The organism is Balneola vulgaris DSM 17893 (genome assembly GCF_000375465.1).
In the GTDB taxonomy this organism is placed as follows: domain Bacteria; phylum Bacteroidota; class Rhodothermia; order Balneolales; family Balneolaceae; genus Balneola; species Balneola vulgaris.
This window is the reverse complement of the sequence record NZ_AQXH01000001.1, coordinates 597,971-610,153: the sequence shown is the minus strand read 5'-3', so window position 1 is coordinate 610,153 and position 12,183 is coordinate 597,971. Positions and strand designations below refer to the sequence as shown.

General features: G+C 38.7%; 15 protein-coding genes. 14 read left to right on the top strand and 1 reads right to left on the bottom strand.

Annotation, left to right across the window (positions count from 1 at the left end; genetic code table 11):
* The first annotated feature begins 80 nt into the window (after positions 1-80).
* The 5 genes from B155_RS0102755 to B155_RS0102735 all read left to right on the top strand — a co-directional run bounded on the left by B155_RS0102755 (position 81) and on the right by B155_RS0102735 (position 4,770).
* On the top strand, positions 81-533 hold the full coding sequence (locus B155_RS0102755) for a PTS sugar transporter subunit IIA (RefSeq protein WP_240386237.1): 453 nt from the start codon (positions 81-83) through the stop codon (positions 531-533).
* Positions 534-538: 5 nt separating this feature from the next.
* Positions 539-2,026: a D-alanyl-D-alanine carboxypeptidase/D-alanyl-D-alanine endopeptidase gene (gene dacB / locus B155_RS0102750; RefSeq protein ID WP_018126713.1), complete on the top strand. Its 1,488-nt coding sequence runs from the start codon at positions 539-541 to the stop codon at positions 2,024-2,026.
* 12 nt (positions 2,027-2,038) lie between these two features.
* Positions 2,039-3,412 carry a sigma-54-dependent transcriptional regulator gene (locus B155_RS0102745; protein ID WP_018126712.1) on the top strand — a complete coding sequence of 458 codons (1,374 nt, stop codon included), beginning with the start codon at positions 2,039-2,041 and terminating at the stop codon, positions 3,410-3,412.
* A gap of 1 nt (position 3,413) precedes the next feature.
* Entirely contained in the window at positions 3,414-4,307 is an 894-nt protein-coding gene (gene folD, locus B155_RS0102740; protein WP_018126711.1) for a bifunctional methylenetetrahydrofolate dehydrogenase/methenyltetrahydrofolate cyclohydrolase FolD, read from the top strand.
* A 118-nt stretch (positions 4,308-4,425) separates the two neighbouring features.
* Complete coding sequence (locus B155_RS0102735; protein ID WP_018126710.1) at positions 4,426-4,770, top strand: hypothetical protein; 345 nt, start codon at positions 4,426-4,428, stop codon at positions 4,768-4,770.
* A gap of 9 nt (positions 4,771-4,779) precedes the next feature.
* Here B155_RS0102735 and B155_RS0102730 read toward each other — a convergent pair whose 3' ends face one another.
* Positions 4,780-5,538, bottom strand: a complete 759-nt coding sequence (locus B155_RS0102730; protein ID WP_018126709.1) for a hypothetical protein — start codon at positions 5,536-5,538, stop codon at positions 4,780-4,782.
* A 123-nt stretch (positions 5,539-5,661) separates the two neighbouring features.
* Here B155_RS0102730 and guaB point away from each other — a divergent pair, with 123 nt between their 5' ends.
* From guaB to atpF, 9 genes are all read left to right on the top strand, one after another.
* Complete coding sequence (guaB, locus tag B155_RS0102725) at positions 5,662-7,149, top strand: IMP dehydrogenase (RefSeq protein WP_018126708.1); 1,488 nt, start codon at positions 5,662-5,664, stop codon at positions 7,147-7,149.
* Positions 7,150-7,291: 142 nt separating this feature from the next.
* The gene (locus B155_RS0102720; protein ID WP_169331264.1) at positions 7,292-8,449 is read left to right on the top strand and encodes a glycosyltransferase; all 1,158 of its coding nucleotides are present in this window, start codon (positions 7,292-7,294) and stop codon (positions 8,447-8,449) included.
* Positions 8,446-9,306: a M23 family metallopeptidase gene (locus tag B155_RS0102715; RefSeq protein ID WP_018126706.1), complete on the top strand. Its 861-nt coding sequence runs from the start codon at positions 8,446-8,448 to the stop codon at positions 9,304-9,306. Before B155_RS0102720 ends, B155_RS0102715 begins: the two co-directional genes overlap by 4 nt.
* A 5-nt stretch (positions 9,307-9,311) precedes the next feature.
* Positions 9,312-9,749: a bactofilin family protein gene (locus B155_RS0102710; RefSeq protein WP_018126705.1), complete on the top strand. Its 438-nt coding sequence runs from the start codon at positions 9,312-9,314 to the stop codon at positions 9,747-9,749.
* Between the two features lie 7 nt (positions 9,750-9,756).
* Positions 9,757-9,981 (top strand): AtpZ/AtpI family protein, encoded by a 225-nt coding sequence (locus tag B155_RS12825; protein ID WP_169331263.1) that lies wholly within the window; start codon positions 9,757-9,759, stop codon positions 9,979-9,981.
* Entirely contained in the window at positions 9,974-10,345 is a 372-nt protein-coding gene (locus B155_RS0102700) for a hypothetical protein (RefSeq protein WP_018126703.1), read from the top strand. The genes B155_RS12825 and B155_RS0102700 overlap by 8 nt, the downstream gene beginning before the upstream one ends.
* Entirely contained in the window at positions 10,345-11,397 is a 1,053-nt protein-coding gene (atpB, locus tag B155_RS0102695) for a F0F1 ATP synthase subunit A (RefSeq protein WP_018126702.1), read from the top strand. Before B155_RS0102700 ends, atpB begins: the two co-directional genes overlap by 1 nt.
* A gap of 39 nt (positions 11,398-11,436) precedes the next feature.
* Complete coding sequence (gene atpE, locus B155_RS0102690) at positions 11,437-11,658, top strand: ATP synthase F0 subunit C (RefSeq protein WP_018126701.1); 222 nt, start codon at positions 11,437-11,439, stop codon at positions 11,656-11,658.
* A 6-nt stretch (positions 11,659-11,664) separates the two neighbouring features.
* On the top strand, positions 11,665-12,180 hold the full coding sequence (atpF, locus tag B155_RS0102685) for a F0F1 ATP synthase subunit B (protein ID WP_018126700.1): 516 nt from the start codon (positions 11,665-11,667) through the stop codon (positions 12,178-12,180).
* The last annotated feature ends 3 nt before the right edge of the window (positions 12,181-12,183 follow it).

The following is a 12,183-nucleotide window of genomic DNA, read 5'->3' as shown; positions in this document are numbered from 1 at the left end:
AGATAGGGCAATGCATCCATATATTCCGACCCTATTTTTATAACTCCCAAATTACAGATCATATGAATTTATTCTCCCTCTTGGATACAAAATCAATACTGTCAGAACTAGAGGTAGAGAATAAAAATGATCTCATTTCAAAATTAGTGCAAACTCTTGCACACAAAGTAGATACTTCGTTTTTACCCGAAATTGAAGAAGCCGTTTTTGAAAGGGAGAGTGTGATGAGTACTGGAGTAGGGAAAGGGCTAGCAATTCCTCACGGTAAGTCAAAGAACATCGAAGAAAATTACGCGGCCTTCGCAGTACTAAAACAACCCCTCGAGTTTGATTCAATTGATGGACAACCCGTTAATATGGTGTTCCTGTTAGTTGGGCCAGATTCAAAAAACAGCCTACATATTAAATTGTTGAGTAGAATATCACGGTTAATGAACAGTAGCTCATTCCGAGATAAAATAGTATCGTGCACAAATTCTCAACAAATCTTAGACGCTTTTAAAGAAGAAGAAGAGAAATACTTTATATCCTAAGTGCTATGAATCTTAAACTATGTATTGCTTGTTTACTCACAATTTTTGCAACGGGGATAAACGGCTATACACAGGATATATCTAAAATAATTGATACTTCTAATCACCCAGAAGCTTTTTGGTCGTTAACGGTTTTAGATAAAGATGGAAATACGCTTGAAGCTATAAATGATAACAAACTCATTATTCCAGCTTCTAACCAAAAGCTATACACTCTTGCAGCTGTTTTAGATCGTTTAGGGCCAGACTATAAATATGCTACAAAAATTTATGGAGATGGTAGGCTTGAAAACGGTACTTGGAAAGGTAATCTCATTATAGCTGGAAGTGGTGACCCAAGTATCAGTGGGTTTCTGTATGATGAGGATCGTTACTATGTATTCAATGAGCTATATAACCAATTAAAAGACTTCGGTATTGAGCGCATTGAAGGGGAAGTATTAGCTAATGAGACCTACTTCGATGATCAGGTTTACCCCAAAGGATGGGACTGGTACGACCTTACATTTTACTATGGTGTTGAAGTAAGTGCACTGTCGTTTAATAATAATGCTGTTGATATAGAGGTATTTGCTGAAGGCAAGGTAGGAGATAAACCACGAGTTACACACTTCCCATCTACGTATCCAGTACAGCTTGCCAAAGGGCCTCTCGATCGTTTAGAGTCTCCAGGAATTACCATTGTGAATAATCAGACTATTGCAGAACGGAATACAAAGTACGATGAAGATTATAAGCGTAAACCTGGTACTAATGTTTTAAAGCTAGGAAGTATGCTTCCTCAGGGCTATTACGAAGACGAAGCTTTAGCCATAACAAACGCCGGCTTTTTCTTTGTAGAATCGTTCGAGCAATATTTAAATGAGCAGGGAATCAAAGTAAATCCAAGTGAAGAGCACCGTATTAAAGACTATACTCCATTCATAGAATTAGGAGACTTTGAAGTTCTCGCCACCCATTATTCAAAACCGTTAGCCGAGTTAGTTAAGTGGGCGAATAAAGAGAGTGATAATTTCTATGTAGAGATGATGCTGAAAACACTGGCCGCTGAGTTTCAAGAAATACCGGGCACTTTTGATAATGGAATTCAAGAAGTAAGAAACTTTTTAGCCGAGCAAGAGTTAGACACCACCTTAGTACTAATGAATGATGGGTCGGGACTGGCAATGGGTAATTATACAACTACGAGTAATATCTCTCGGTTACTTTCTCAAATGAAGGAACATGCTTCATTCACCGAATTCTACAATAGTTTCCCAATAGCTGGTATAGATGGAACTATTGCCCATCGCTTTAAAGGAACAGAACTTTATACTAATTTAAGAGCTAAGACTGGATATGTAGGGGGTGTTCGCACATTAAGTGGCTACTTCACTACAAAAACAGGAAATGAAATAATTTTTAGTTTAGCGACTAATCACTTTGTGGGTAAAGTGAGATATGTAGATGCGACTCACCAACAGATAATAGAAGCACTCTACGAGAAATATTGATTACCTTAAACTATGGCTGATACAAAAGCACACATACTGGTAACCGATGATGAAAAGGGGATAAGGAATACTCTAAAAGAAATTCTCGAATTCGAGGATTATGAAGTTTCTACAGCCGAAAGTGGAAGCGAAGCTCTTGAGATGATATCTAAAGAAGAGGTAGATTTAATGCTTCTAGATATCAAAATGAAGGGAATCGATGGCATCGAAACACTTCGACAAATACGTACTTCTGGATTTGAATTTCCAGTGATTATGATCTCAGGGCATGGCACCATTGATATCGCAGTAGAAGCCACAAAAATGGGAGCCTTCGATTTCCTTGAAAAACCACCTGATTTAAACCGTTTGCTTCTCACGGTAAGAAATGCTCTTTCACAGCAGGACCTCGCCAAAGAAGTAAAACAGATAAAAAAAAAACTACCCCAAATTCAGGAGATCATAGGGGAGAGTAAAGCAATTATTCGCATTAAGTCGATGATTGACAAAGTGGCTCCAACTCAATCTAGGGTTCTGATTACGGGTGAAAACGGTACAGGTAAAGAATTGGTAGCAAAATGGATTCATGAAAAGAGTCCACGTGCCAATGCTGTATTCGTTGAAGTAAACTGTGCGGCTATTCCTGCCGATTTACTTGAAAGTGAGTTGTTTGGTCATGAAAAAGGAGCCTTTACCGGGGCTAATGAGCAAAGAATTGGAAAGTTTGAGCAAGCGGATGGTGGAACGCTTTTTTTAGACGAAATTGGGGACATGAGCTTAGATGCTCAAGCTAAAGTATTGCGTGCATTACAAGAGAATAAAATTACACGAGTGGGTGGCAATGAGTCTATTAATGTGGATGTGCGCATCCTAGCTGCGACCAACAAAGATTTAGAGCAAGAAATTAAAAACGGCAACTTCCGAGAAGATTTATTCCATCGAATCAGTGTAATTCCCATAAAAGTACCGGCTTTAAATGAGCGGGCAGAGGATATTCCATTAATTGCTGAAGCTTGCCTAAAAAAGCTGAAGACAACAGATATTAGTTTTTCATCTGTAAAGTTTACTGAGTCGGGACTTAATGCTCTTAAAAAGCGATTATGGTCGGGAAATGTTCGAGAATTGTATAATGCTGTAGAGCGACTTGGAATATTGGCTACGGATGATCTAATAGATGAAGAAGCTGTAGAAAGTGTACTTAGTTCAAAAAAGATTGAAGACTCTGATTTAAGTAACTTGGCAGATAGTACCAGCAACTTTCAAGACTTTAAAGAAACCGCAGAACGAATCTTTCTGGTAAAACAACTAGAGAAGAATGATTGGAATATCTCCCAAACAGCTGATACGGTTGGACTTCAGCGAAGTCATATTTATAACAAAATGAAAAAATATAATATCGAGCGATAATATGAGCGCAGAGATCATTGATGGAAAAAAAGTAGCTGAATTAGTTCGAACAAGGGTTCGAGAAGATGTAGCTGAATGGGTTGGGAAAGGGAATAGAGCTCCCTTTTTAAAAGTGATACTTGTAGGGGATGATCCAGCATCGAGAGTATACATTGGTGCCAAAACGCGTGCCTGTGAAGATGTTGGAATCGAGACATCAACCGAGATTCTACAAGACACTATTTCTGCTAAAGAACTTAAAGATGTAATTCGAATGTACAATACTGATGACGCTGTTGATGGTATTCTCGTTCAACTCCCATTACCATCACATTTAAGTTCACATGATGTGATTGAAACCATCAATCATAAAAAAGATGTGGATGGTTTCCACCCTATGAATGTAGGTCGTCTTGCATTAGATCAGCCTTGTTTTAGAAGTTGTACTCCTGCTGGAGTAATGGAATTATTCAAATACTATAGTATTGCTGTGAAAGCGAAACATGCTGTAGTTGTAGGGGCTAGCAACATAGTGGGCTCACCAATGGCTACCATGCTATCTAGAGAAAATTCCTCAGGTAAAGCCACAACAACTATTTGCCATAAGTATACTCGCGATTTAACGCTCCATACTATAAATGCTGATATTTTAATAGTTGCCGCAGGACAACCTCATTTAATCAAAGCCGAAATGGTGAAAGAAGGGGCCGTTGTGATTGATGTGGGTATTAATAGAGTAGCCGACGAGACTAGTGAGAAAGGGTATAAGCTTATCGGTGACGTTGATTTCGAATCTGTGCGTAAAAAAGCGAGTTGGATTACTCCCGTACCTGGTGGTGTAGGCCCTATGACGGTTGCAATGCTCATGAAAAACACATTACTTGCCGCCAAACAGAGCATTTATCCAACCGATTAAAAATGATATTAATGAATAGGGGTTTTTAGCCCCTATTTTTTTATTCAAATAAGGGTGACACTATGTTGTCACTCTGTGTGTGTATCCTTGAGTAAATCAAAAAACAAAGGAGATTATCATGGCACTGCATGCATTAACAACCCCATCTATTACAAAGAATAAAAAATCTGATTTATTCATCGCTCCACTTTTGAATAGAATCAAGAAAGAGAGCAAACAAGAGTTTCAGGAGATGCAGCAAGCTTTTGAACTTCTGGGTTGGGGCGAATTACCAGACGAGCTTAAAATCGAAATCTACGACGATGTTAAGTTCATGGTTGAAGAGTTGAAAGGATATTTTTCGTCTTGTGATCCATACGTTCAAAACAGAAGAAATAGTGTGCACTACTGGGTTAGCTGCTATCAAGATAAGATCTGTAGTTTAGATACCGCTGTGAAAGCACTTAAAATTAAAAAGCTATAAAGCACTTAATTAGTGCTTTATAGATTCTGAGCTGTTAGAAATAGAAGTTTTATCTGCATAAACTTGTTCATCTTCAATCTGAATAGTGGGTGATTTTATGGATGATATCTTCGAAGATATACCTTCAACAAGTTTTTTAAGCTGAACTCTTTGCTTATTGAATTGTTGATTCAGGATTACTCTTGATATAGGGAATAAACCAACAGCCGTTGTAGCTATGGCAAAGAGTAAAGCAATTTTACCATAACCCATTGATTTGAATATCACTGCGGATGGGGCGAGAAGTGCCATAGATACACCCATGTAAATTAAAAACTTTAGACTATTCCATCCTGAAACATATTGAATTTCTGTACGACCATTAGAAGGGGTTAGAGTTAGGTGGCGATATCCGAAGTCGCCTCTGCGTTGTTCCCATTCATATGATTTTCCTGTCACAGTAATTTTGCCGATACCACCAGTTATTCGTCGAATTTCACGAACTAAATCGTCCCAGTTATCGGCACTTATTTCGCCATTAACGGAACTAATGTGTTGAACTTTAGTGGTGCCTTTTATCCAATCAAACTTAGAGTTGAATTCAGGATCATCAAAGGTTTTTAATGCTTCGAGTATAGCCGCTTTATCAATTCCAACTTCTTCACTGATGTGCATTAGTTCTTGTTCCGTCAATCCATCAGTAATGCCTTGTTGCTCTTGTTGAGATTGGATTTCAGATGCTCTCGTAAGAATCTTACTGATTTCCTTTTTGGAATATGTTCGAGTCATGCCCTAAATGTTAGTGTAGTTTTGCAACAACTACGGGTGGAAGAAAAAAAAGTTTATCGATTAAGCACTTCCATTGAGATATGCTTATCTTTGAAAAACTGCAAGCCAAACTTTTTAGTGTTAATGTATAAAATGAAGGATTCCTCTCCATTTGAACGCATCACCCGCCAAGGCCTTACCTATGATGACGTTCTCCTTGTGCCCAATTATTCTCAAGTTCTACCACGTGAAGTAGATATAAGTGTGCAACTCACTCCAACTCTAAAACTGAATATTCCTATCGTTAGTGCCGCTATGGATACGGTATCGGAATATAGGTTAGCCATTGCGCTAGCTAGAGAAGGGGGTATTGCAATGCTTCACAAGAATATGACAATCGAAGATCAAGCTGAGCAAGTTCGATTAGTTAAGCGTAGTGAAAGTGGGATGATTGTAGACCCTGTAACTTTAGATGAAGATAAAACAGTTAAAGATGCGCGTTCACTAATGCGTATGCACAAAATTGGTGGGATTCCAATTGTTGATGATGCCGGAATCTTAGTTGGTATCGTAACTAATCGTGACCTTCGTTTTGAGTCTGATATGACTAAGCGATTAGGTGATATCATGACCCATGAAAACCTAATCACTGCTAAAGAAGGAACTACACTTACTCAAGCAGAGCAGATACTTCAGCATTACAAAGTGGAAAAGCTTCCAATCGTTGATGCGAATAATAAGCTAGTTGGTTTAATTACCTTCAAAGACATCGAGAAGAAGATGAACTTCCCGAATGCTTGTAAAGATAAATTAGGGCGCTTATGTGTTGGAGCGGCTGTTGGTGTTACAGCTGACACTATGCAACGTGTTGAAGCTCTTGTAAATGCAGGCGTAGATATTATTACTGTAGATACCGCTCATGGCCACTCTGATGGTGTTTTGAAAACAGTATCTCAGATAAAGAAAACCTATCCAGATCTAAATGTTATTGGTGGAAACATCGCTACAAAAGATGCGGCAATTGCTTTATCTGAAGCGGGCGCTGACGTTGTTAAAGTAGGTGTGGGACCTGGGTCAATTTGTACTACTCGTGTAGTTACGGGTGTTGGGGTTCCTCAACTAAGTGCCGTTATGGAAGTAGCTGAATACTGCCAGGAAAATGGCATTGGACTTATTGCTGATGGTGGAATCAAGCAAACAGGGGATATCCCAAAAGCAATTGCTGGTGGAGCCGATGTAGTTATGATGGGTTCTATGTTTGCCGGTGTGGATGAAAGCCCAGGCGAGACTATCATCTATGAATCTAGAAAGTATAAGTCGTACCGAGGCATGGGAAGTATTGGAGCCATGAAAAAAGGCTCTAAAGATAGATACTTCCAAGATGTAGAAGATGATATCAATAAGCTTGTACCGGAAGGTATTGAAGGGCGTGTGCCTTTTAAAGGATACCTTTCAGAAGTGGTACACCAAATGACCGGTGGCTTGAGAGCTGCTATGGGTTATTGTGGAGCAGGCGACATCAAGGCGATGAAGACCACCGCTGAATTCGTACAGATTTCTGCCGCTGCTTACAAAGAAAGTCACCCACACTCTGTACAAATTACAAAAGAGGCACCGAACTACTCGGTGTAATTCCTCTACCATGAAAAATGTACTCTTTATTGTATACTACTTTCCCCCTATGGGGGGGAGTGGAGTACAAAGGCCTCTCAAGTTCGTAAAATATTTAAAAGAGTACGGATGGAACCCCATAGTATTAACCCCTGAGCCAGGGATGTATCAAATATTTGACGATACACTGCTTAAAGAAGTAGAAGAAACTGGAGTGGAAGTGCATAGGGTACAAGGAAATACCCCTTTCCACCTTATGGGTAGTTCAGCTAATAATACAGGGCTGGTAACAGGAAAAAAGGCAACTATATTTCGAGCAATTTCAAGGTTGATGTTCTTTCCTGACAACAAGAAAGGTTGGATTAAAACGGGTTACAAAAAAGGACTTGAGTTATTGAAGTCGAAGGACATCGATTTAATTTTTAGTACAGCTCCTCCATTTAGTAATAACATCCTTGCCCAAAAGCTCAGTGAAGAATCCGGAATTCCATTTGTTATAGATTATAGAGACCTGTTTGAAGAAAACCAGTTTGAGAATCAATCGTCGAAACGGTTATTAGCTAAAAAAAGAAAGCTTGAACTAAGCTGGTTAAAAGCGGCTAAAGGGATTAGCGTATTAGATGAATATTCAGCTGAAACCCTTCAACAAAAAGTGGATCAAGAGTTGCCATTAAAAGTTATACCACATGGTTACGATCCGGTAGATTTTGATAAAGAATCTAAAGGAACAATCGAGTATAAAGATGGTAAGTTGAACATTCTGTATAGCGGTTTATTTTATAGTAAGAATCAGCCAGATACTTTTTTGAAAGCTGTAAAGTTACTCTTTGATAGAAGTGAGGAAGCGCGAAGTCTTATACATCTACATTTCCAAGGTGGATTGGATGCAAGAATAAAAGACTTCATCGAGCAGTTAGAACTCAGCGACTTTGTTTCTGATTATGGATATGTGAATCATGATGTAGCGGTGAGCAATCTTAAAAGTGCGGATTTACTGTGGATGCTAGAAAACTTTTCAGAAAGTTTGAAACAGGTAAAGAGCGGGAAACTCTTTGAATACATTGGTTCCCAAAAACCCATACTTGGCTTAGTACATAATGGGGAATCACAGAAAATTATTGAGGATTACAAAGCAGGTTTTGTAGTTTCACCTGATAATGAAGAAACTATCGCGAACGTAATAGGTACCATATTAGATAAATGGAAAGCTGGAATGCTCAAGAATGTAGATGAAGAAATAGTGCAAAAGTACAACCGAAAACATATTACAGGTGAGCTAGCTGATCTATTTGAAACTGTTGTTAGCCAAGATTTGAAATGAAATCATTTATTCAACGATTATATCAAGACCGAGACAAAGTATTAAACATACTGTTGTTAGATGATACTCGTCCGGGGCAAGATAATTCCTATACCATAAAACCTAAGAGTTTATTCCTTGCACTCGGCTTTGTTTCTGTTTTATTAGCAGGATTTGTGGCACTTATTTTTATGCTTACGCCATTAGGCAGTTTATTGTATAGCACGGATGAGATGAAGATTAGAAATGAAATTAAAGGCATTTCAGATAGAATCGTGGCACTTCAAGATTCATTAGAAGTGAGAGACCAGCAGTTACAGGACATCAAAACTGTGATTAGATTGAATCAGGATACCACACTTTCCATTGATGAACGGTTGAGACAAGCGGCATTAGATCAGGCTGCAAAAACCACCAACAGTTCTGCGGCTTCTGTTTACGACATTAACTTGTATGATAATTTTGGAGATGGCTATTTTTTAACGGCGAATATATTGAGCGATGTGCCTGATTTTCCTGCTCAACCTCCGGTTGAAGGCACTATAAGTAGAGGCTATGAGCCCATGAAAGGGCATTATGGTATTGATATAGCCTCAACAGAAAATGAACAAATAAAAAGCGTAGCTGATGGCAGCGTGATTTCAAGTGGCTGGACTATCGATTTTGGATATGTAATATCAATCCAACATAATGATGGCTTAGTAAGCACCTATAAGCACTGTTCAAAACTTTACAAAACAAAAGGTGAAAAAGTGCTCAAAGGTGATATCTTAGGATTGATAGGGGATACTGGTATCTCGAGTACAGGCCCCCATGTGCACTTTGAAATTTGGAAGAACGGGTCATCACAAAATCCTAATCTGTATCTAATTTTTTAGAAAGAATGTTTAATTCAAACAAAGCGAGTAATAAAGTGAGTAATACAACGAATCAAAGCCCCTCGGTTAATATTATAAGTGAAGGCACAAAACTGAAAGGGAATATTCATTCCAACTCGGATATTCGTATTAGTGGAACCATAATTGGTGAAGCGGTCTCGAAAGGAAAAATGATTATTACCAATGAGGGTGAAGTAAAAGGAAATATCACTTCTTCTGATGCAGACATTGCAGGCCGTGTAGAAGGGGATGTACGTGTAAATAGTAAGTTAGTACTTCGAAAGAACTCTGTAATTGACGGTAATATTTTCACGAAGTCGCTTATTGTTGAAGAAGGCGCTCAAATTAATGGTACTTGTAAGATGGGTGCCGATTTGAAATCAATCACACAGAATAACGACGCTGAATACGCAGAAGAAACCAAGTTAAAATCAGCGAAGTAATATGAAGATGCCCAAAGAATACGCCGAGTATCTTGGGCTTGGAGCTGAAATAGCGGCTTCACTCTTTATCCCTATCATATCCGGTTATTTTATTGACCAATATTTTGATACCTCTCCGATTGCTATGCTCATTGGCGTAGCAGTAGGTGTAGGTATTTTTTTTTCACTCATGATCCGAGTTTCTCGTACCTTTACAAGCTCAAATAAAAACGAAGATCGAAGTGATGATTAAATACATTCTGCGACTGAATGTGATACCCATGATTGCGAGTGTTTTAGCACTCTTTATTTTACCAGTAGACCCAGCTGTAGCAATATTTTCAGGTTTTTTCTTAAGTCTGATATTTATTGTTGGAAATGCCTGGGTTATAGATCAGTTCTGGGATGCTGATTCTAATACCTTTATGAAGGTTTTTTTCTTTTCAATGGCAGTTCGATTCGTTTTAGTTCTCGCTGCAATGGGAATTTTGCTCGGGCTCACAAAAATTGATGAAATCTACTTTACAGTTAGTTTCATAATTTCCTATCTTTACCAATCTGTAACGGAAATGATTTTTATCAATAAAATTCTTCAACAAAGAAGTAGCCAAAAGTAATGATTCAGACCTTACGTCGTTTGTTTTTAACGCTTCTGTTTTTATCGGTGAGTACCCCTAATTTGTTTGCTTCTGCTGAAGATGAAGCTGCAAAAGAATCTCCAATTGATATCATGGGTACTGTTGCCGATCATGATTATCTAAAAACGCCTTTTGGCAAAATCTACCTACCTAGGATTTTCTATTGGGAAAATGAAGCAGGAGAGGCTAGCCTAGATGCATTCTCAAATAGTAAGGCTGCTATCGCATCAGGTTCTTTTGAAGATGTAGATGGTATTGTAACTCCAGTAGCGGGTAGTATCATTGTTGACTTCTCTATTACTTCACATTTGATATACTTTTGGTTAAGCCTTGGTGCGGTATTCATTTTCACTATGTTTGCTCGCGGTCGCTATTTAAAGGGCGTGGGTAGAGAGTCGGAGCCTAAAGGGGCTGTACAAAACCTTTTCGAAATTTTCTTTGTATTTATTCGCGATGAAGTAGCTAAGCCAAACATCGATGACAGAAAGCACGCTAAGTATGTTCCTTACTTGTTTACTGTATTTATGGTAATTGCTTTCATGAATATTTTTGGTCTATTACCATGGGCTGCAACTGCAACAGCTGATATTACAGTAACTGCTGTATTGGCTGTGTGTACTTTTGTAATTACACAGTTCAGTGGGACTAAAGATCACTGGGGACATGTATTCTGGTTCCCTGGAGTGCCGTTAGGCGTTAAGTTTTTAATGATCCCAGTTGAGTTAATTGGGTTAATCACCAAGCCGTTTGCATTAGCTATTCGTTTATTTGCAAACATGATGTCGGGTAAGATTATGATTATCGCGATTCTTGGCCTAATATTTATTTTCAATGATATGTACGGTACAGTGGCTGCCTACGGAGTAAGTATCTTCTCTGTAGTATTAACAGCAGTTCTATACATCTTGAAGTTGTTTGTGTCGCTACTTCAAGCATACATATTTACATTGCTTTCTGCGGTTTTCATCGGAATGGCAGCGGAAAGTCATGAGCACGACGAAGAACATTACCATGCTGAGCACACAGCATAAAACAAATACTAATAACCCAAACAAATCAAAAACAACATTATGGAATTTGCATACTTAGCAGCAGGTTTAGGAGCTGGAATCGTAGCAATCGGTGCAGCTTTAGGTATCGGAATGATCGGTAGAGCAGCTACTGAGAGTATTGCACGTCAGCCAGAAGCATCTGGAGACATTAGAGGTGCGATGATTCTTACTGCAGCATTCATTGAAGGTGTAGCTCTTTTCGGTGCTATTATTTGTATCATTCTTGCTCTTAAATCATAGAACAAAATGATTTTTCTCTTAGCAGGCGGAGGCGGGCTTTTATCATTTAACACAGGGTTTGCTTGGTGGATTCTAATTAGTTTGGTGCTCTTTGTAGTCATCATGTCTAAATTTGCAGTTCCACCAATCATGAAAGCTCTGGATGAGAGAGAGACTAAAATTAAAGAGTCTCTTGAATCAGCAGAAGTAGCATTAGCGAAAGCTGAGGAAATCTCAAAAGACAATGAGAAGGCCCTTCGCGAAGCTGAAGCTAAGGCACAACAAATCCGAAAGGAAGCTTTAGAAGAAGCCGAAATCCTCCGAACCGAGCGTATCTCGAAAGCCAAGGATGAGGCTGCTCAAATCATAGATCAAGCGAAAGCTACTATTGAGCAGGAAAAGAAGCAGGCACTTATGGAACTTCGTAACGAAGTTGCACAGCTAGCTGTAAAATCTGCTTCTATCATCATAGATGCAGAGTTGGATAACGAAAAGAATAATAAGCTGGTCGATAATTTTATTAACGACTTGTCTAAAAATTAAGCA